This window comes from Brevibacillus jepli (genome assembly GCF_047229145.1).
Taxonomy (GTDB): domain Bacteria; phylum Bacillota; class Bacilli; order Brevibacillales; family Brevibacillaceae; genus Brevibacillus.
Genome location: NZ_JBFEFW010000030.1, coordinates 19,329 through 40,651, shown reverse-complemented (window position 1 = coordinate 40,651; position 21,323 = coordinate 19,329). Strand labels below are relative to the sequence as shown.

Annotated in this window: 19 protein-coding genes and 1 pseudogene; 5 read left to right on the top strand and 15 right to left on the bottom strand. The window is 47.1% G+C overall.

What is annotated here, in order from left to right; genetic code table 11:
- Positions 1–31 precede the first annotated feature (31 nt).
- From AB1L17_RS25175 to AB1L17_RS25155, 5 genes are all read right to left on the bottom strand, one after another.
- Positions 32–1,618, bottom strand: a complete 1,587-nt coding sequence (locus AB1L17_RS25175) for a glutathione ABC transporter substrate-binding protein (protein ID WP_412846048.1) — start codon at positions 1,616–1,618, stop codon at positions 32–34.
- Positions 1,619–2,963: 1,345 nt separating this feature from the next.
- On the bottom strand, positions 2,964–4,568 hold the full coding sequence (locus tag AB1L17_RS25170; protein ID WP_412846049.1) for a glutathione ABC transporter substrate-binding protein: 1,605 nt from the start codon (positions 4,566–4,568) through the stop codon (positions 2,964–2,966).
- Positions 4,569–5,053: 485 nt separating this feature from the next.
- Positions 5,054–5,686: a sterol desaturase family protein gene (locus AB1L17_RS25165; RefSeq protein WP_412846050.1), complete on the bottom strand. Its 633-nt coding sequence runs from the start codon at positions 5,684–5,686 to the stop codon at positions 5,054–5,056.
- 25 nt (positions 5,687–5,711) lie between these two features.
- The gene (locus AB1L17_RS25160) at positions 5,712–6,428 is read right to left on the bottom strand and encodes a GntR family transcriptional regulator (RefSeq protein WP_412846051.1); all 717 of its coding nucleotides are present in this window, start codon (positions 6,426–6,428) and stop codon (positions 5,712–5,714) included.
- A gap of 227 nt (positions 6,429–6,655) precedes the next feature.
- On the bottom strand, positions 6,656–7,729 hold the full coding sequence (locus tag AB1L17_RS25155) for a branched-chain amino acid aminotransferase (protein WP_412846052.1): 1,074 nt from the start codon (positions 7,727–7,729) through the stop codon (positions 6,656–6,658).
- 235 nt (positions 7,730–7,964) lie between these two features.
- Between AB1L17_RS25155 and AB1L17_RS25150 the strand changes: the two genes are divergently transcribed.
- The gene (locus tag AB1L17_RS25150) at positions 7,965–8,747 is read left to right on the top strand and encodes an SDR family oxidoreductase (RefSeq protein ID WP_412846053.1); all 783 of its coding nucleotides are present in this window, start codon (positions 7,965–7,967) and stop codon (positions 8,745–8,747) included.
- Between the two features lie 61 nt (positions 8,748–8,808).
- On the opposite strand, the gene AB1L17_RS25145 is transcribed toward AB1L17_RS25150, so the two are convergent.
- Positions 8,809–10,278, bottom strand: a complete 1,470-nt coding sequence (locus AB1L17_RS25145) for an amidohydrolase family protein (RefSeq protein ID WP_412846054.1) — start codon at positions 10,276–10,278, stop codon at positions 8,809–8,811.
- A 285-nt stretch (positions 10,279–10,563) separates the two neighbouring features.
- On the opposite strand from AB1L17_RS25145, the gene AB1L17_RS25140 reads away from it, so the two are divergent.
- Entirely contained in the window at positions 10,564–11,805 is a 1,242-nt protein-coding gene (locus AB1L17_RS25140) for an amidohydrolase family protein (protein WP_412846055.1), read from the top strand.
- Positions 11,806–11,856: 51 nt separating this feature from the next.
- Here the strand turns inward: AB1L17_RS25140 and AB1L17_RS25135 are convergent, their stop codons facing one another.
- Entirely contained in the window at positions 11,857–12,633 is a 777-nt protein-coding gene (locus AB1L17_RS25135) for a MeeY/MeeF family manganese export membrane protein (RefSeq protein WP_412846056.1), read from the bottom strand.
- 159 nt (positions 12,634–12,792) lie between these two features.
- Between AB1L17_RS25135 and AB1L17_RS25130 the strand changes: the two are divergent.
- Positions 12,793–13,176 (top strand): annotated as a pseudogene (locus tag AB1L17_RS25130) (B3/B4 domain-containing protein); the annotation flags it as partial.
- A gap of 109 nt (positions 13,177–13,285) precedes the next feature.
- On the opposite strand, the gene AB1L17_RS25125 reads toward AB1L17_RS25130, so the two are convergent.
- Positions 13,286–13,660, bottom strand: coding sequence for a nuclear transport factor 2 family protein (locus tag AB1L17_RS25125; RefSeq protein ID WP_412846057.1), 375 nt, complete (start codon positions 13,658–13,660; stop codon positions 13,286–13,288).
- A 208-nt stretch (positions 13,661–13,868) separates the two neighbouring features.
- On the opposite strand from AB1L17_RS25125, the gene AB1L17_RS25120 reads away from it, so the two are divergent.
- Positions 13,869–14,696: a DUF92 domain-containing protein gene (locus tag AB1L17_RS25120; RefSeq protein WP_412846058.1), complete on the top strand. Its 828-nt coding sequence runs from the start codon at positions 13,869–13,871 to the stop codon at positions 14,694–14,696.
- Between the two features lie 582 nt (positions 14,697–15,278).
- On the opposite strand, the gene AB1L17_RS25115 is transcribed toward AB1L17_RS25120, so the two are convergent.
- The 7 genes from AB1L17_RS25115 to AB1L17_RS25085 form a co-directional block, all read right to left on the bottom strand.
- On the bottom strand, positions 15,279–15,935 hold the full coding sequence (locus AB1L17_RS25115; protein WP_412846059.1) for a hypothetical protein: 657 nt from the start codon (positions 15,933–15,935) through the stop codon (positions 15,279–15,281).
- A gap of 281 nt (positions 15,936–16,216) precedes the next feature.
- Positions 16,217–16,363, bottom strand: a complete 147-nt coding sequence (locus AB1L17_RS25110) for a hypothetical protein (RefSeq protein WP_412846060.1) — start codon at positions 16,361–16,363, stop codon at positions 16,217–16,219.
- Positions 16,356–16,547, bottom strand: coding sequence for a hypothetical protein (locus AB1L17_RS25105; RefSeq protein ID WP_412846061.1), 192 nt, complete (start codon positions 16,545–16,547; stop codon positions 16,356–16,358). The genes AB1L17_RS25110 and AB1L17_RS25105 overlap by 8 nt, the downstream gene beginning before the upstream one ends.
- A 77-nt stretch (positions 16,548–16,624) precedes the next feature.
- Positions 16,625–17,086, bottom strand: coding sequence for a GNAT family N-acetyltransferase (locus AB1L17_RS25100; protein WP_412846063.1), 462 nt, complete (start codon positions 17,084–17,086; stop codon positions 16,625–16,627).
- 89 nt (positions 17,087–17,175) lie between these two features.
- A complete protein-coding gene (locus tag AB1L17_RS25095) occupies positions 17,176–17,841 on the bottom strand; it encodes an MBL fold metallo-hydrolase (protein WP_412846174.1) in 666 nt (221 codons plus the stop codon).
- Positions 17,842–18,064: 223 nt separating this feature from the next.
- A complete protein-coding gene (locus AB1L17_RS25090; RefSeq protein ID WP_412846064.1) occupies positions 18,065–18,997 on the bottom strand; it encodes a D-alanine--D-alanine ligase in 933 nt (310 codons plus the stop codon).
- A gap of 19 nt (positions 18,998–19,016) precedes the next feature.
- Positions 19,017–20,513, bottom strand: a complete 1,497-nt coding sequence (locus tag AB1L17_RS25085) for an aminotransferase-like domain-containing protein (RefSeq protein WP_412846065.1) — start codon at positions 20,511–20,513, stop codon at positions 19,017–19,019.
- A gap of 155 nt (positions 20,514–20,668) precedes the next feature.
- On the opposite strand from AB1L17_RS25085, the gene AB1L17_RS25080 reads away from it, so the two are divergent.
- Positions 20,669–21,298, top strand: coding sequence for a type 1 glutamine amidotransferase family protein (locus tag AB1L17_RS25080; protein WP_412846066.1), 630 nt, complete (start codon positions 20,669–20,671; stop codon positions 21,296–21,298).
- The last annotated feature ends 25 nt before the right edge of the window (positions 21,299–21,323 follow it).

Sequence of the window (21,323 nt, the reverse complement as noted above, 5' to 3'; positions counted from 1 at the left end):
ATGCTGATCATGAAGCACTTGGTTACTGAAATTATGGCAAGGTTACATCGTCAATCTCGATGTGTCCTGCTGGACTGATCCAAACTCCCTCAACGCCTTTTTGAATAGCTGCGAGGTTTTCAGAGAAGCGGTACGGTATCATTGCCGCTTCATCCATTTCAATTTGCTGTGCTTTTTCGTAAATTTGCTTCCGTTTTTCTTCGTCCTTCTCTTTGCGGCCTTCATCGATCAGCTTGTCCACTTCAGGATTGCTGTAGAAAGCGTGGTTGCCTGCTGCTCCTTGAGACTTCGTGTGGAACAGATTGTATTGATTGTAGTCTGCATCGCCTGTTGCGTTACCCCAACCGCTGAGGAACAATTCTGTTTCTCCTTTGTTCGCCGCATCAATGTAAGCACCGAACTCTAGCACCTTCACTTCCAGATCGATATTGATTTGCTTCAGCTGTTGCTGCAGCACCTCTGCCAAGCTAATCCGAGCTTTGTTATCGTTTAAGTAAATGGTCGCTTTGAAGCCGTTCGCATATCCTGCTTCTGCCAACAGCTGTTTAGATTTTTCCAGATCGTAAGGCAAGTCTTTTACATTCGGGCTGTAGCCGACCATGGACGGGGTAATGGAAGAATGGGCAACTGTCCCCACATCATTGTAGACACCTTGAATGATCGTTTTCTTATCGATCGCATGTGCAATGGCTTGACGAACGCGTACATCATCGAAAGGCTTCTTCGAGTTGTTAATCCCGATATGATCGCTCGCGAAAGCAGGGTAACGGCCAAGTGTCATGCTCGTAGAATTTTTCACGCGGTCAACCTCTGTAACCGGCAATTGCTCGGCAACATGCGCTTCTCCTGTTTCGACCATCGCGAGTCTGGTCGTATCCTCTGGAACCGTCTTAAAGACCACTTTGTCCAAATTCGGTTTGTCGCCCCAATAGCTATCGTTTTTCACTAAGACGACATCTTGCCCAGGTGTCCACGATTCGAATTTGTAAGGCCCGGTTCCGGTTGGATGCTTGGTCAAATCTTTTCCATACTGTTCAATCGCTTTTGGTGACAAAATGCTACCCTCGGCACTGGCGAGTACGGACAGGAGCGGTGCATATGGATAGTGCAAAATAAATTGAACCGTCGTATCATCCACGACCTTTACTTCTTTGATCGCTTCAAACAAGTTGGCGCGGTTAGAGCCTACTGCAGGGTCCTGCACACGGGCAATCGTCTTTTTCACGGCTTCCGCATTGAATGGAGTCCCATCGTGGAATGTAACTCCGGAACGCAGCTTGAATTCCCATGTCACATCATCGAGCTGCTTCCACTCAGAAGCGAGTGAGCCTACATATTTGCTTTCTTTGTCCATCCGAACAAGACCCTCGTATACCTTGTGATGAATGATAGCGGCGGAGTTGATTTGCGTTAGAAAGTGTGGGTCAAGGTTGTTCGCGTCAGACAAACGGGCGATGACGAGCGTCCCGCCTTCTTTACCAGCAGGTGCAGAAGCATTGGATTGTCCGGAAGAATTGGTACTCCCCCCTGCTTCAGGTGCTTGCGAGCAGCCTGCCAACGCTGTAGAAACCGCAACGGTCATGGCAAGCAGCGTCTGGAAAAAGCGCGTCTTTTTCATGTAGTGATCCCCCTGTTTTGTGAAAAACGTATAGCCGTTTTTCATAAATGTTGATGTGACCGCTTGCGGTCAAAAAAACGGTCGTGACCGTTTTTTGCGCCAGATGTACTTGAATATTTTGACCATTCGCGCATATTTCATTTTACCTACTATTCAGGCATTATTTTTTCACTCTCTTTACTTCTATTTTCACTTTCTTTACTCTTTTTTTCATTTTTTCTACCTTTGTGCGAATAATGCGAAAAATAACTTGCAGTATATGTTGCTGTAGTGGTGGGGAGGAAACAGGAGAAAACGCTCAGCTTCTTGTCCCACCCGCTGGGGGATTCACTGCCCGACTCCATGCAAAAAGCGAAACCGCGTCCAAAGTGGTCCTTTCAGGATGTGTTTCAGAGGTGGACGCTTAAGGGCGTGTTTCGCTTTTTGCATTGCGTCTCGGTCGGTGTACCAAAGATCTTCGCTTATTTCTCCTGTTTCCTCTACGAGCTATCGTGCTAATCGGGTTTTAAAATCTTTAAAAGATTGATGAAATGCAATCAGTAACGCCCAAGAAGAATATTTCCAGACGTAGCGACTTGTGAAATCCTACCGAGCGGAGAAGGGATTAGCGGGAAATAGAAACGCAACCGTGCCCCTACGACGAAGCGGCTACCTCTTTTGCGTTTCCCCGCTAATCCTTTCGGAGCGGGCAGTCCAATCTCCCAGAGGGACGGAGCACTGAGCCTAGACTGGAAATATTCTTCTCCCCACCGCAGCCCCATAACAGGAACCCTAAGTTGTTGCTGTAGTGGTGGGGAGGAAACAGGAGAAAACGCTCAGATTCTTGTCCCACCCGCTGGGGGATTCACTGCCCGACTCCACGCAAAAAGCGAAACCGCGTCCAAAGTGGTCCTCTCAGGATGTGTTTCAGAGGTGGACGCTTAAAGGTGTGTTTCGCTTTTTGCATTCCGTCTCGGTCGGTGTACCAAAGATCTTCGCTTATTTCTCCTGTTTCCTCTACGAGCTATCGTGCTAATCGGGTTTTAAAATCTTTAAAAGATTGATGAAATGCAATCAGTAACGCCCGAGAAGAATATTTCCAGACGTAGCGACTTGTGAAGTCCTACCGAGCGGAGAAGGGATTAGCGGGAAATAGAAACGCAACCGTGCCCCTACGACGAAGCGGCTACCTCTTTTGCGTTTCCCCGCTAATCCCTTCGGAGCGGGCAGTCCAATCTCCCAGAGGGACGGAGCACGGAGCCTAGTCTGGAAATATTCTTCTCCCCACCACAGCCACAATACTGGCTACACCAAGCTTACTAAAAAAAGACCCTCTCCATCTGTCGGAGAAGGTCTCATGATCATGCTATTGAATCGTCACTTGGCTCACGTCAATGTACCCGGACGGACTGATATACACACCCTGTACATTTTTCGCGATGGCTGCTAGGTTTTCACTGCTGCGGAATGGCAGCAATGGAACCTCCTCCATCTCGATTTGCTGAGCTTCTGCGTAGATTTCCTTGCGCTTTTCCGGATCTTTTTCCTTACGCCCTGCTTCAATCAACGCATCGACTTTCGGATTATTATAGAAGGAATGGTTGCCTGGTACACCTGCTGACGTGCTATGGAAAAGATTGTACTGGTTGTAGTCTGCATCCCCGGTCGCATTGCCCCAGCCACTAATGAACATCTGCGCTTCCCCTTTTGCCGCCAATTCCAGATACGCGCCAAACTCCATGACCTGAATCTGCAAGTCGATGCCGATCCCTTTCAGCTGGGATTGCAGCACTTCTGCCACATTGATCCGCGCCTTGTTGTCATTGAGGTAGATGGTTGCTTTGAAGCCATTTCCATAGCCAGCTTCGGTGAGCAATTGCTTCGCTTTGTTCAGATCGTATTCCGGCGTCTTAATATTCGGGCTGTAGCCGATAACTTTTGGCCCTAAGGACGATATCGCGACTTTTCCTACATTGTTATAAACCCCTTTAATAATCGCTTCCTTATCGATGGCATGAGCGATTGCCTGACGGACACGAACATCGTCAAAAGGCTTCTGATTGACGTTCATCCCGATGTGGTCAACCGCAAATGATTCAAAACGTCCGAGCGACATGCTCTGCGAGTTCTGCACCCTCTCCAGCTCAGTTACCGGGAGCTGTTCGGCAACATGCGCTTCACCCGTTTCCACCATCGCTACGCGCGTCGCATCTTCTGGAATCGTCTTGAACACGACTTTTTCTAGCTTTGGTTGGTTCCCCCAATACTTTTCGTTTTTCACCATGACGATTTCTTGTCCAGGCGTCCATGATTCAAAGATGAACGGCCCAGTTCCTACTGGTTTCTTGGACAACTCTTTGCCATATTGCTGGATGGCTTTCGGACTGATGATACCACCCTCGGCACTCGCCAATACAGAAAGTAACCCTGCAAACGGATAATGCAAAATGATTTCTAGCTTATGTGGGTCGATGACCTTCACTTCTTTTATCATGCCAAACATGTTTGCCTTGGGGGTCGGATTGTCTTTATCCAAAATACGGCCGATCGTCTTCTTGACCGCTTCTGCATTGAAAGGCTCTCCGTCATGGAAAGTAACGTCATCACGAAGCGTGAACTCCCATGTGACATCGTCTTTTTGTTTCCATTCCTTTGCCAAGAGAGGTTTGTACTCGCTATTCCGATCCATCATCACCAGACCTTCATAGAGCTTGTGCTGCGTCACTGCCATGGAATTAATCTGGGTACTAAAATGCGGGTCCAGATTATTCGCATCGGACAAACGGGCGATAATCAAGGTACCGCCTCCGCCCGCTGCGGCAGTGGAAGGAGCGGGGCTAGTCGAAGCTTGATTCGGGTTGGACCCGGAATTCGTCCCACTGGATGGTTGACTGCCACCACAGCCTGCCAAGACGGTGGAAAGCAAGACGGACAGGGCGAGAATAGATCCTAGCATGTGCTTCTTTTTCATTGTGAATGCCCCCTTTATTCTGGATGGTAGGATGAAAAGAATATGACATGCCTAAATATTACTAATTTTCTAACTATTAATCTTTTCATTATCTTTACCTTTCTTTTCACTATCTTTACTATGTCGTTTTTGAATGTTCAAAATAACTCTATTGAAGCTGGGTCAACATAGTGGAGGAGAAGAAAAAGCACAGTTCTCTTCGACTCTGACACGCCAGCAGGGATGATTCACTGGCCGTCTCCACTTAAAAAAGGGGACCGTCGAGCCAAAGCCACCCTACGGGCGGGTGCTTTTCAAGGAAGAAGTGTTCGACAAGCGTGGTCCCCTTTTTTAAGTTCCGACTGGGTAGGCGATGTCAAGGTCTACGAGCCCTGTGCTTTTTCTTCTCACCAGCTTTGGTGGTTTATCGATAGCTTCTAAATCTTAGAAAAATAACCATCCCTCAAAAAGGGATGGCTGCGCAAAAGAAGTTGATATATACCATATTACAGTTCAATATCTTTGTCCCACCGTCTTTCCAGATCCCTCACCGTCGAACTTTTCTCGACATCCTGTTCATTCTTGAAAGTTCCCAGCATGACATCAAAAACAGGGCTGGTAACACCGTACCAATAATGTTCATTTTTGAAGTGATGCCATAGATGGAGCTTTTTCATCCAGCGCCCCCATGGAGATATGGGCTGAACCGGACGATGGGCGATATAATGCTTCCATTCATAAAATAGCAGAAATCCTATCACGCCTGTAACAAAGGCGTTGGTCACCATACCGTCGGAAGTAAGCAGATAACAAATGGCTCCCGTTCCTGCAATGAGCGGCAAGCTGTACCACACGGGCAAGAACAACAGGTGCAAGTTGTTCGGATCGGCGTGATGATCGTAATGTAAGCGCTTTAACAAATGGAGAAAAAATGGATTTCGAGGCGGTTTGAGGTGAAAGAGAAATCGATGAATCAAGTATTCGCTTGCCGCATATCCAATCATCCCCGCCACGAGTGCCAGCCATGTTTCCAACACGTACCATTCAGAAATAGTGAAAGACAAGCTAATCAGGAATAGAATGCTCATGATGAGGATATCCGGAAACGTAAAGAATTCCTTCAGAAACTTTGCCTTCAACAGAATGCCCTCCTCTTGTGTGCCTTCACTTGTCTTGTTCCAGCACGGTTCGGTTTCTCCACAGCTCCAAACTTTTTTCCATTGCCTTTCTGGATACACGCTCTGCTTCGAGGAAATCTCCCTGTAACGCGAAGTTCAACAGTTCATGGTAATAGTGCCAAGATGCTTCGCGGTGTTCCGGGATGGAAAAATACCTTCGCGCCATTTTTAGGTAAAAGGAATCAAAACTGTTTACAATCAGTAAATAGATAGGATTTGGGGAAAGCCTCGTCAGATTTTTCTGCAACTCCCAGTCAAACGCTGCATAAGAATCCGCATCAGGTTTCAATTGATCGAGATTGGCAAGCAAAGCGACTACCTTAGGCTGATGAGCAACAACCGCGTTACGAATGTAAACTGGCGCCAACGATATCCGCAGTTCCAGCAAGTACGAAATAAACTCATCCGTAACATCGTCGTGGTTTTGAATGATATGGACAAGGGTCATAATATTGCCTTGCTGCCAATAATCGTTGACAATTGCCGGATGTCCTTTCCGCACAGTGATCCAGCCATCTCTTTCCAAGCGTTGCAGTGCTTCTCTAACGGTTGGCCGACCTACCCCGTAGTACTCTGCCAACTCCCGTTCCGGCCGCAGCGTACTTCCTGTAGGATACTCACGGGTCAAAATTGCCTTGATTAATTTCATCTCAATTTGATCCGACGACCGTTCTTTCTTTCCCCCTTTTTTCTCCAATGTCATGTTCGCCTCCCTGCCCTGTTGGTCCTACAACAAAATTCTGTGGTAATACCACAAATGGTAGTAGTTTACACAATCCCTGTCAATAGGCGAAATAGCGCAACTTACCAGTACCTGAGCGAAATTGATGAAGCCTTTCGATGAAGCTGGTTTTTCTTTAGCAGCATCAAAAAAAGGCATAGCCCTCTTCCGATAAAGAAAGAGCTATGCCTCTTGTGTTATTGGCGTGATTATTCTGTCACTTTTACCGACCAGCCAAACTTGTCTTCACGTTCACCGTACTGAATGCCAGTCATGGTTTCGTACAGCTTCATCGTCAATTCCCCTGTTTTTTCACCGTTAATGATCATTTGATGTCCGTTCCAGTTCAGATCACCCACTGGGGAAATAACAGCTGCCGTTCCTGTACCGAATGCCTCTTCCAGCTCACCGTTGACGTAAGCTGTATGCAGGTCTTCCATGGAAATCCGCTTCTCTACTACTGGAATTCCCCAGTCCTTGAGCAATTGGATGGTCGAATCTCTCGTGATACCCTCCAGGATGCTGCCGTTCAAAGCAGGGGTCCACACTTCCCCTTTTACCTTGAAGAACACGTTCATGCTACCTACTTCTTCGATATATTTGTTCTCTACGCCATCGAGCCACAGCACTTGCTCATAGCCTTTTTCCTTGGCTTCCACTTGTGCTTTCAGACCGCCTGCGTAGTTACCTGCCACTTTTGCGTTTCCAGTTCCGCCTCTTACCGCGCGAACGTAGTTGTTTTCTACATAAATCTTAACAGGATGCATGCCACCCGCATAATAGGCGCCAACTGGCGACAGGACGATCACCAATTTGTACATATGCGAAGCGCGTACACCGAAGCATGGCTCTGTCGCGATTACGAAGGGACGAATGTAGAGAGACTGTCCGCTTTCTGTCGGAATCCACTCTTTATCAACCGCCACCAGCTGCTTCAATGCCTCGACCATGAATTCCTCGTCGATCAACGGCATGCTCATACGCGTAAGCGAACGGTTCATACGCTTGAAGTTTTGATCAGGACGGAACAAGCTTACCTTGCCCTCTTGATTGCGATATGCTTTCAAGCCTTCAAACACTGCTTGCCCGTAGTGGAACACCATAGCAGCCGGGTCCAGCGTAAGCGGAGAGTAAGGGACGATTTGTGGATCATGCCATCCTTTACCTTCTGTATAATCCATGGTGAACATATGATCGGTAAAATGAACACCGAACCCTAGCTTGTCAGAAGCTGGCTTTTCTTTTTTCTGTTCTGTTCGGGTAATTGTTAACTGACACTCCATCTTCTACATCTCCCTTGGTATTAAATCCACTATTTCTTGAACAACTTCCTATATATACAAAATAGCAACAATTTTGCATGATTTCCAGCGTAAGTTTCTCGTAAAACCACAATTTATGGTCATTTAGCGAAAACTTCGCAAAATTGTCGCGAACAATTATTTTGCTCAAAAGGAGGATGAAAGGCATAACCATCCCGAAAAGAAAGAAAAGTGACGTAAATAAGGAGGGATATGTTTGCCGACAAACCTTCGTTTGCACGGAAAAATTGCCATTGTAACAGGTGCCAGCCGCCTTCAAGGAATTGGAGCTGCTATCTGTAAAATGCTTGCCTCACACGGCGCAGATATTTTCCATACGTATTGGACCCCGTATGACCAGTCCATGGCGCATGGGATTCAAAAGGATGAACCCGCAACCTTGCAGGAAGAGATCAAACGCTATGGAGTCAGATGTGCAGGGATCGAGATCGACCTGTCACAGCCTGATGCCTACAAAGAGGTCCTCGACACTGCCACGGCACAACTGGGCGCACCTAGCATCCTCGTCAATAACGCTTGCTACTCAGCAAATGACGGCTACGAAGCACTGGATATTGCCAGTTTGGACGCACATTATGCCATCAATCTGCGGGCAACCACGATGCTCAGCGTAGAATTTGCTCGTCGCTTCTCCCAACAACACGGGGGACGAATTATCAACATGACTTCTGGGCAATCCAAAGGCCCGATGGTCGGTGAGATCGCGTATGCGGCAACAAAAGGAGCCGTGGATGCACTGACGACTACACTTGCTGCCGAAGTAGCTACGCGTGGGATTACGGTCAACGCTGTAAATCCAGGTCCTACCGATTCAGGCTGGATGAATGAAGAACTCAAGCAATACATGGTGCAGCAATTTCCATTCGGACGGATCGGACAGCCTGAGGATGCAGCCCGTCTGGTCGCTTTTCTGGCGAGCGACGAAGCGGAGTGGATTACGGGACAAATTATGCATTCCGAAGGCGGGTTCATACGGTAAGTGAAAAAAGCACAATCCGCCGTTTTCTAGCAGATTGTGCTTCTTCTATAATTTATGCGAACTATGGCTTGCTCACGATTGGGAAAGAAGGCTTGAACAGCTCTTTTTCACCCAGCTGTTGATAGTCACGCTCAACGTAGCCCAGACGCATTTTGTCAAAGTAACGCTGACCTTTTGCTTTGATCTCATCCAGATCAACACCTGGCAAGAGGCGGTCCTTCATAACGGTGCGTCCAGCGATGATCGAGAGCTTCACATCACGGCCTGATCCGCACGTGATAATGGTACGGATCGGATCATCAATCCCGCCCATGTGGAAGCCGTCCAAGTCGATGGCAATGATATCTGCTTTTGCACCCGGCGCCAATCGGCCCAGATCGTCTCTGCCAAGGAAACGTGCGCCGCCCAATGTAGCTGCACGATAAATGTCAGCGTAGCTGGAATCCGCTACATCGCCTTCCACCAAGCGGGAAAGCATGCTGGCCGTGCGGATGTTTTGGATGAAGTCAGGCGGGAATGTATCCGTTCCGATCGCGATGTTCACGCCACGACGCTTGTAACGAGCGAACGATTCGAGTGCCTCACCGTGACGGCCGACCACGAGCGGGCAGTGAATCACCGTCGTACCAGTCTCTTGCAGGATCGCCAAATCGTCGCCCTCTCCGAATTTCGCTTTACTAAAGCCTGGAATGAAATGTGCGTGCGGAATCGCTGTTTTCTTTCCGAGGAAGCCGATCTCATTCAGGAACTGAATCGGTGATTTGTTGTGACGACGATGAATTTCTGTATATTCGTAGAGACCTTGTGCAGCATGCAGACGGATTGGACATCCGAGCTCTTCGCTGTAGCGCTTTGTGTTGATCAAGTTCTCCACAGACTGTGTCTCGATTCGCTCTGGTGCCAGCATCCCGCGGATGAGTCCATTGTGAGCCCCATCGAAATCTTTGACGAACTGTACCGCCCGCTCCAGACCTGCTTGTCCTTCCGCTTCGTTCCACAGTACTTCGATCTCTCCATTTGCCTTCACTACACGCATGCCGGATTGATAGCTCGGCCCCATGTACATCCGCAATCCCAATCGCCCTGCATGATCGGCTGCTGCTGCCAGCTCTTCATACGTTTCCGCCCAGCGCTTGTAGAAGACGGAAGTAATCGGCATCGCTGTCGTTACCCCGTTAAGAATCAGTTGACTGTATGCGTAGAGGGATTTGAACGCCTCTTCCTCAGGGGTCATTACCTCATGATAGCCTTTGCGGTAATAATCTTCGGACCAGAGCATGTTTTTGCTTCTCGCAGAAGCTTGCTCCAGATGTACGATGTCATGATCGATGTCACCCAACGCATTCAGGTCGATGAAGCCCGGGCTGACGACTGCATTGCCAGCATCAATTACTTCGTCTACTTCGCCGTCAAAATGGTGCCCCACATACACAATGGTGTCATTCTCGTAAACGACTTCCCCATCTTTCAAAATCACATGATCTGCTCCGTCAAATCCGATCACATATTTTGCGGTTATTTTCTTTTTCATGATGATCCTCCCTTACTCTTTCTCGTTCCAGACCTCTTCACTCCATTGTATCCTAAGTTATTATAGAAAATATTCTGTAAAATTTGTTTCAAAACCTTTACGTGTATTTGCATAATCTTTACTCCTTTTTGAAAACAGACAAGATTCCATACAATACGTAAAGATCATGCAAAAACTAGTAAAAAAGATGAACAACCTTGTTCGAAATATTCACTACAATTAACGTAGACAGCTAGACTGGACCATCATCCACTATTTGTAATACTGAGAAAGGGCTGATTTCTAGTGATGCAAGCTTTTTGGTTAACCAACGTTCGTCTCGATAAAGGATTTGAAACGGGAGACGACGGCGTCTTTCATACGATCTCAGAAATCTGTCATTTGAAGATCGAAGACGGCAAAATCGCAGAGATCGTATCGGCGAACGAACCACTGGACACCACTTTACCGCAAGAAGATGCAAAAGGTCTATTGGCCCTCCCCTCTTTTGTCGAGAAGCATAACCATCTGGATAAAACGTATGCGGGCGCAACCTGGAAATCTTGCCTCCCTCCGAAAAAACTGATTGATCGCTTGGAGTTCGAGGCAACAGAGATGCCACTCATAACTGGGACAACCAAACAACGCGCACAAGCGATGCTCCAGCTCCATATGAAGGGCGGTGCCACACATGTGCGCACACACGTCAACATCGACCCGTACATCGGCCTGAAAAACCTGGAGGGTGTACGTGCTGCATTGGAAGAGTACAGCGATCGTCTGACGTACGAAATCGTCGCTTTCCCACAACAAGGTCTCTTGCGTACACAAGTGAGCTCCTTGATGAGACAGGCTATGAAGGAAGGCGCTACACTGGTTGGGGGATTGGACCCGGCTGGTATTGACAATGAATTGGAAGGCTCCTTGCGTGAGATGATGGACATCGCGGTGGAAGCCGATGCGGATGTCGATATTCACCTGCATGATCCGGGCACACTCGGCTTCTATACGATCAAAAGGCTACTCGATCTGACTGAGGAAGCTGGCTGGCAGAACCGTATGGCAATCAGTCATGCTTTTGCACTCGGAGATGTGTCTATCGAGGAAAGCTCGGAAATGGCAGACCGGTTGTCCAAGCTGGGAACGATGATCATGACGACGGTTCCGATTAATCGTGCGATGCCACCTGTACCGATGCTTCATGCAAAAGGCGTACAGGTCGCACTTGGCTACGATGGCTTCTATGATTCTTGGTCGCCATATGGTACGGGCGATATGCTGGATAAGCTAAACCGTCTGGTCGAGCGCTATCGTTGGGTGGATGAGAAATCATTGGTGCAATCCTTGTACTTCATTACCGGAGGAAAAACAACGCTCGATAAAGATGGCAACCGTGCATGGCCAAAAGTCGGCGATGTAGCAAGCATCGTGTTTGCAGAAAGCTCCTGCTCTGCAGAAGCGATTGCGAGAAAATCTCGTCGTGCTGCTGTTATGTTTAAAGGGAAGATTGTGCATGGTGCTTTGGAAAGAATGGAAGAGGGCAAGTAATAGATCGAAAGGCTTCGCCGATTTGGGCGAAGCCTCTTTTGTCTTGTCACATTAAGCTGCAGAATTATTTGAAGAAGCTTCCTTCTCTTTAGATAAGAACCAACCCAGTACAGCGATCAATAGAAGAACGGTCCAGAACGTTGCCTTCCATGCGACTGACTTTGGAAAATCAGCTGCCAAATATCCTAGCTCAGGGTGCGACAGTGTGTATACGGCCAACTTAACGCCCACCCATCCGACGATCAAAAATGCGGCTGTCTCTATTCCAGGCTTGCGTTGCAGCAACCCGACAAAGTAAGAGGCAGCAAATCGCATAATGACTAAACCAATGATCCCACCTGCGAGAATGACGCCGAACTGTCCGCCATCCATTCCGCCTACATTTGGCAAAGACGTCTCTGGAAGTGTAACGGCAAAGGCAACAGCGGCGAGAATCGCGTCGACAGCAAAGGCAAGGTCCGCCAACTCTACTTTCAATACCGTCATCCATAATCCAGAGCCTTTCTTCTCGTTGGCAGTCTCTTGATTATGATCTTTGCGCAATATAAACTTCTTAACAACGTGGTGTATGGATATAAACAGGAGGTAAGCCGCCCCTATTGCCTGGACTTGCCATACGTCCACCAGGTAAGAAATGATAAATAACGAACCGAAACGAAACAGGAAGGCACCGGCAAGCCCATAAAATAGAGCTTTCTTTCTCTCTTTCTCTGGCAAATGCTTCACCATAATCGCGATCACCAAAGCATTGTCTGCCGCCAAGATCCCCTCTAGTCCGATCAGGACAAGTAGCACCCATCCATACTCCAATATCATAGCCCAATCCATTCCAGTTCCCCCCTTATGTTAGTCCTATCCCTCTTTGTGGCAAATCCATCCTTTCTCTTTTTTCTAGTGTACTATATTTTTGTCGTATATAAGAATATAAACATATACTAATATAAATGGAATTTCATTTTCACGGAGGAGCGACCGCGTTGAGTGGCTTCATTGCGTTATGGGCTTCCATGTGGCGGAGAAGATATCGACACTTTTGTGGGCGATATTCGGCTAACGCAGGCAAATGGTAACGAACCGTTTATTCCATTGGGGAGTGATGAAAATGCCTCACCATATGAAGGTGAAATTGTTTATAAAGATGATGACGGTGCAATCTGCCGATGCTGGAATTGGCGTGAAGCCAAGAGGACGATGCTAACAGAAGATACGAAAAATGCCTTCCTCTGTATTGAATTAATCGATGAAACAAGAAGCGATGAATTCCATATGGCCCTTAACGAATTGTCTGATGTCGTGTCACATCATCTTGGTGGTATGGTGAAGATCGAAGTGTTAGATATCAATAATAGGGAAATGGCAATCTTTGATTAAGGTCAAATTGCCTATCAAAATGATACTCTGGGAGTCGGTATGGACAACCGGCAGCCAAATACACAGGCTGCCATTCTTTGTGTTTACTAAAGTCCAATAATGTTCTACATTAAAACATTCCGTTCTCATTGGGGGAACTATCCGGTATGGCCTGGCCTACATCCCAGAGTTCGACGACTAGATCGTTATGAAAACGGAAAATATGGACCACAGCACCCCCAAGATCCTCTTGGTTTTGCTTCACATGGGAGTGAACCGCAACGATATCTCCCTCTTCGATGGCACGCTTCACTTCAAGAATCTTATGAGGATTCTTTGCGGCGTTCTCTTCCATTGCAAGCATAAGCGACTGAGCATCGCCCTGGAAAAAGGGATTATGGTGACGGAAATTCGGACCTATGTATCTTTGGTATGCTTCTCGCACATTCCCCGACGCTACCAATTGCAAAAACGACACCGCATTCTCTTTGTGAGAAGTCTTCATTACAAATCATCCTTTCCCATGTTACGCAGAGTTGGTATTTTTAGCTTAACATGTCCTTATTCATTTTGTACCAAACTAGCGCTTTTCTTCCTACGATTATCTCCCCCATTATTGATATCTTTTGACTACTGGCATTTGTTTCCCTTTTCATTTTCGAAAGCCTGCTGCGTTGAGGTATAATAGTTCAATGCAAAGGGGGCGGAAAACTGTGGAGTGGTTAATAGGACTGGCCTGCAGCGCTGGGATTGCGGGGATGGCTTATGTAAAACGGTCACTATCCGGTTCCGGCTTTTTGGCAGCGGTGATACTGGGAACAGTGATGTACGCACTCAGCAGCCCTATCTGGTTCGGTTCCCTCATCGCTTTTTTTGTCTCGTCCACCCTATTGTCCAAGTGGAAAAAGCATAAAAAGGAAGAGGCAGAGAGCGGTTACGAGAAAACCGGGAGGCGCGACGCCGGCCAAGTGCTCGCTAACGGAGGGCTGGGGCTGCTATTATGTGTGGCAAATTGGGTGTATCCGCATCCACTTTGGTGGTACGCCTTCCTCGGTGTTATGGCAGCGGTCACAGCCGATACATGGGCGACAGAAATCGGCGGCTTGAGCCGGAAGCCACCGAGATCGATCAAGACAGGTCGGCGCGTATCGCCTGGCACGTCCGGTGGTGTGTCTGGCCTCGGAATGGGCGCTTCGCTGGGCGGTGGCCTGTTTATCGGCGGCGTAGCGTGGATGCTACTTGCGGTGTCCGGCCAAGCCGCGCCAGATGCGGTCGCGACGGCGATAAGACCGTTCGCCTGGGTCGGAATAGCTGGCTTGGCTGGCTTCATTGGGTCGCTTGCCGATTCGTGGATCGGTGCAACCTGGCAACAAATGTACCGCTGCGGCACTTGCGGGCGCGAAATCGAGCAGGCCCGCCACTGCGACAAGCCAGCTGTGCGAATCCGCGGGCGCTCTGGTTGGAACAACGATGCTGTTAATGTCGCTGGCTCACTTGCAGGAGGTGCGACTGCCGTCTTGCTGGCACTGGCACTCGGCTAAGCATGACGTAAAAAAACCGGAAAGACTTCGTATCGTCGAACGATGCTAAGTCCTTCCGATTTTTCCGCCCTATTTCACCCAATCAGCAATTCATTCGTTAGGCTGTAAATTTTCTAGCTTGTAGTAATAAACCGTTTGTACCATTTACTATAAATTTAATGTATCCCAATGACTGATCACATACCAAAATTGAAAGGAAACAATAACAAGATAACTTACATTCGTTACGTAACACACTGTAAGGCTACTGGATATTTTCCGATATTCTTCTCTACCTATTCGCTCATTTTGATATTCTGCTTTCACCCTGTTTGTTTTTTTCATTAAAGTAAAAAACTCAACGACACCCATTATTCCCCACAGTAAAGTAAACAAGATTAAGATTGCGCTAAAGCTTGATAAAAGCATTTTCGAACCAGGGTCTGTTGTTAATTGAAAAGCGGTATAAACCATTACGGTGACAAAAAACAAACAAAATCCGATTAGACTCAAATATGGCCTGACTCTCACTGATGTCATAATATTTCACCTCTTAACAATGAAAGACATCCAACCTTGTTCCAGCCCCGTTAGCTTTAGCCTTTATCCGTAAATATCAAGTCCAATCACACAATTGTCTTGTGTATCAACAACAAGAATGAGTGATCGTGCAAATACACAAAAGGTTCGGATCGCGAAAGACTCCCGTAACTCATTTTCAAAAGTCCATCCAGTCGGAGCAAGAAAAACAGACCCGGATTCAGCAAAAAAAGTATGCTGGAAGAAGTAGCCCACCTTCTCGGTTTCTCGTGTATAAAGTGGACGAATAGCTTCTTTACGAACACGATAATACTTTACTTCCCTTGTGCTAGTGGCAAGATTAAGATTTTTGCTCCGATATAGATCTGTTACAACTGGATAAATCCCTTGAAAAAGCTTATCCTGAATGATTTTCCTTGAGCTTGGTTCTATACCATGGACGTTGATTCTTTGCAGAACGCCATCATAATAGATTTCTTTCACATCCGTGTAATGAGGTACTATTTCCGTGAGAATCAGGTTTTTCGCAACCTCATTGGGAGTAGGGAATTGTGACATTGCATCCATCCCGGTTATCACAGAGTATGCTGCAAATAATTGACAGACTTCGCTCATTTCGTGAGGTTCGAGTGTTGACTCCACTCTTCTTATTTTTAATTCGCCACTCACATTGTCGCAGGTTATCTGGGGCTCCTCAACTTCTTCTACCCATTCAAACAAACATCTCCACCTCCTAAATTGAGATTACCCTGCCCACTAGCGGAGAGAGGCTATCCGATTATTACCAATGAAGCCCGTGATCAAGTGACATTATAACATACAATTTATTCCAAAAACTGTCCATTAGGTTCACAAACGTTGACCTAATAACATCGGCGGTACGTATAAACTGCCTCTACGAGCGGCAAAGGAAATGGCAGCCAATTATTTCGGCTGCCGTCTCTTCGTGAATATTAAGCCTACGAACTCCGTCATCGTAAAAAGTCGAGATAGGAAAAGAACTATTCTTTTTCCCTGTTTTCTTTGTTTTCCGAAGCCGCCTGAGTAGTTTGGTCCAATGTCTCTTCCTTTTCCGTAAAGGAATAACCATGCATATTACTTCCGTTATAACCCATGTCCGGTTTTTCCTTTGTTTTGCGATCAGTCAATTGACTCACTCCTATTTTGCCTAGTAAGTGTGGAATCCTGCTGGATATAAGGATTGTCGATGTCATTTGGCTCCTTGTCCAGATTGGTACGGATTGCAATTATCGGGCTTGTTGGAGGTTGAGCAATCAGTCTGTCATCCAGTTGCTTGAAATCAGGTAGGTCGTTTCCATCATTGTCATACATATGCTTCTCCTCCTTCTCGGGTTAGTATGTCCACAACTCTCCTGGATGTTTCTTTAGAATGAAGCGAAAACGAAAGCTCACCAATGCTTCTCCATAGCTTCTTCGCATGGAGAGAAACCGTTTCTTGTATAAAACGTTACACTATCACTACTTGGCCAAAGGATAAGAAACTCAACATGATGTTCTTTTGACCATTGCTCCATAGCGCTATGTATCATCGTGCCAATACCTTGACTTCTATAACCAGGGCGAGTATAGACATTCGTTACATATCCGAAATAAGGATCTGGAGATTTACCCGGCCTAGGCACTTTATGGATCAGTTGCAGGTACATATGTGATACTAGTCTTCCTTCCACTTCTGCTATCCAAATGTACCAATCTCCGCTTTTCATCGCCTTCATCAAAAACTCACTACAAGTCTGTTTAAAATCCTCAAAGCTAACGGAATGAATGGTTTTCTCTTCCTCTGAGAAGTCCCAACGCATTTGAACAAGGTCATCAATATCGTCTACTGTTGCCAAACGAACAATTACCATAATCCGCCTCCTCGAAAACTATACTTTCCAGCCTCAAGGAGGCATTTCCTGCTGTATTTTACCAAAGACAATCTGCTGAAACGTAACCTTTAAAATTCTTGGATAAGTCCTACTATCTGATCATGAACATTTACATGACTGTATCCCCCGTGGTAACAAACGACGGATGCAATGTCGAGGTCTACATACTTTTTTAAAGAGAGACGAGCTGCACTCATATCCGGTGTGGTCGAGGCATGAATTCCCCCGAGAATCCCGTTTACACTGTACATCGAATCCCCGGCAACGAGAGTCTTACTTTGCATTAAATATAGACTGATATGACCGGGAGTATGCCCAGGAGTATGGATGACGCGAATCCCACCGCAAAAAGGCAGCTCCTGACCGTCAATCAAGGTATGATCCACTCTGCCTTTTGGGGGATTCTCAAGGTGTCCGTCTTTTAAAAGCGGTATCTCCCCCTGAATATACGGCTTATCCAACTCGTGTGCATAAACGTTAACATGATGACTACACTCCTTCAAAATGTCAGGAAGACTGCCTATATGATCCACATCCTGATGCGTCAAAATGACAGCTTTTAGTTTGTCGAACGACACGCCCGCCTTTTCCATGGCTGCACGTAAATCTTCTATTTGCCCCGGGAATCCTGTGTCGATTAAAACAGCCATTTCTCGATCCCACAAAAGAACTGGGTGAATGACATTCCCATGAAAATCTAGATGAAGCATTTCTACTCCCTTTGAAATTTCCATCATATCGGGCCTCCGTAAAATTATATTTTTACGCAAATCAATATTATTATGTAGATTTTGTTGTTGTCAATATCTTCCTGCCCCTTCATTCAAATAAGGCTGCCATTTACTGTTGGCAGCCTGTCGTTGTGTGCATATTCCACTAGCGTACTCCGTTAGTTTAATGGTCTGGTGGAACTTGTTAACTGGTTTAACTGGTCTAACCTTCTTAAAGCATCATCAACTACTTCATCAGAAAAATTTCCTGTTTCCGCTCATGGAGCGAGCTGGCAATAATACGGTCTAGCAGTTGTGTAACAGTCATACCTGCTGCCGCTGCGCTCTTTGGAAACAGGCTGCCCGCGGTCATTCCCGGTAATGTATTCACTTCCAGCACATACGGTATATCCTGACACAAAATCATGTCGACCCTTGCATAGACCTTGCATTCCAGCAGCCGGTAGCTGGTAAGCGCCGCCTCGCGCACTCGCTGCTGGGTAACGGGAGGAAGCTGGATCACCTTCTCCTCAGCGCCGCCGTCCTCATATTTCGCTTTGTAGTCGAACCACTCTGAATGAGCGGAGCGAATGCCAATGATCGGTAGTACCTCGCCATCGATTATCGCACAGGTGAGCTCCGTTCCTTTCATATAAGACTCGATCAAGATCGCCTGGCCCAATCTAAAAGCCTCCTGAACAGCCGGCAGCAGCTCCTTCTCATTCTGTACAAGCTGGACGCCGATGCTAGATCCCCCCGTATTCGGCTTCACAATAACCGGATAGCCCAGCTGCTCCACCGCCTGCGAATCATAATCGTCAACCCCCTGCCAGAAAAGGCCTGCAGGCGTATGCACACCCGCTGCCTTCAGCAGCATCTTGGACAGCTGCTTATTCATGCATAAGCTGCTAGCCAGGACACCGCTTCCTGTATATGGAATACCCAGTGTCGCAAGCGCTCCCTGCACTGTGCCATCCTCGCCATATTGTCCGTGTAGCGCCAATAGCGCGCAATCGATGCCTGCCTGCTGAACCTGTGTGATTAAATCCTCTTGATGCTCGATCACAATGGGAACCACTTCATAGCAGCTGCGATCCAAGTGATTGATCATCTCTTGACCTGTCTTCATAGAAACCTCGCGCTCAGAGGAAATACCTCCCATAATAACGCCAATCTTCATCCTAACACCTCATCCTTATCTAAATGTTATGCCTTAAGAAGCTACGCGTCTGTTCGCCGATTATTTGAATACCCCGTTTGATATCTTCATCCGTTACTCGTGAAAAACCAAGCCGCAATGTATTCGTCCCTTCGCCTTCTTGAATAAAAAACCTGTCTCCCGGTGTAAAAATAACGCCCTGTTCTGTGCAAGCTTCAAGCAGCTCGCGTGTATTTACGCCTGTCGGGAAGGTGAGGAACAAATGCAAGCCGCCATCGCCAGACAGCTGCGCCGCAGGGAGATGTGCTTCACAGCATGCCTTCGTCAGCTCATATTTGCGCTTATATTCCATACGTGCTTTTTTTACGTATTTATCGAAATTTCCATTGAGCAAATATTGATACAGTATCGATTGATCGATGGTTGATGTATGAATAGTGCGTGCACGCTTCATGCTTTCCAAATTGTCGATCAGCGCCCGGTCTCCAAGCACCCAGCCTACTCGCAAGCCTGGGAAAAGCACCTTGGAGAAGCTGCCAATATAGATGACTCCATTCCCTTGGCCAACTGTCGCTATTAATGGCGCGACATGCGCTCCCGAGTAGCGCAGCTCCTCATTGAATCCATCCTCGATCACCGGAATCTGATACCGCATCATTAATTTCATAACGGCGCTGCGCTTCTTTGGCGACATGACAATGCCTGTAGGATTGTGATAGGAAGGAGTCAAATAGGCCAGATCGAAGCCGTTCTTCTGCGTCTGCAATACCGCCTCAAGCTGCTCCACATCAATACCGTCATGTTGCATTGGAATGCCCGTAATCTCAAATCCTTGCAGCTTCAAATTTTTGATCGCCGTATGATGGGTCGGGTTTTCACAAATGGCCGCTCCGAGGCGAGCAGAAGGACGCAGTGCCGACAGCACAATGTCAAAGCCTTCTGTAAACCCGCTTGTAATCAGCATATCCTTGCCGCTTAAATCGACGCCCTTATTTTCCATATAACGCATCAGGTAATCGATCAGCGGCTTATAGCCCTTGGCATAGCCGTAGTTGAGCAGCACCTGTCCTTCGATTGCCATCCGATCCATAAAGGCTCGCCTTACATCCCCCAAATCAAACAGCTGCTCATCCGGAGCGATGCTTGTGAATGAGATGGTTCCTTTTTTGGCACGAATGCCTTGCTTCATCCTATCCAGCTCTACTGCCGATACAGCATACTCGTTCATTCTTGCCTTCCAGTCGATCTGCCAGGCTGCGGACCCGTCAGCTCCTCCGTTATCCGCAGCCAAATGGCCTACCATAGCGGACACATAGCTGCCTTTGCCGGGAATCGCATACGTAAACCCGTCATCCCCTAGACCTTCATAGGCTGCTATGACTGTATTGCGACTCACCTTTAAGAGACCGCTCACTTCTCGTGTGGAGGGCAGCTTCTGATCTGCCTGAAGCACCCCTTTTATGATTAAACGTTTGACGTATTCTTTCACTTGTATCGCGACCGGCCGGTCACCGACGAGCTTGAAATCCTGGAACATCCTTCATCGCCCCCCAGCTATAATGATGGCACGGAAGACGAGAGAAAAAAAGAACCACCGCACTGGATTTTTCATCCTGCGGTGGCTCCGCCTGTTTCACTGACCGTAGTTGTCAGTGAAGTTATTTTATGATGGTGTTGAAGGAGGAGTTGCAAATGAATCATACTGTATATCTTTATGTTTTTGATACAATGGCGGATTGGGAAGTAGGCTATTTAACTGCCGAACTAAACTCCGGAAGATATTATAAGAAAGGATTGCCCGCTTCCAAAATAGTTACGGTGGGGATAGAAAAGACTCCTGTTACTACAAAAGGAGGTCTGAAAATATTACCAGATATTGGACTGGATGAGTGCAACATAAAAAACGCAGATGCTTTGATTCTACCCGGCGGAGATACGTGGACAGATATCATTCATGAACCTGTATTCACTAAGGTAGAGCGGTGTTTAAAAGAAGGAATTATTATAGCAGCGATTTGTGGTGCTACAATAGCCCTTGCCCAGAGGGGATTGTTGGATTCGAGATGGCATACGAGCAATGACTTGGAATACCTTCAAATGCTCTGCCCTAGCTATGCGGGAGAAAACTACTATAAGAAGGAGCCTGCCGTAACCGATGGAAAACTGATAACTGCTTCCGGAATCGCACCATTGGAATTTGCTAGACACGTCTTGAGCGCTTTGGATGTGTGTTCTTCCAAAACATTAGATGCGTGGTATAACCTTTATCGGAGTCGGGAATCTGCGTATTTTTACGAGTTAATGGATTCAATCAGCCACTAACAAAAAGGAAAAAAGGCAGACCCCT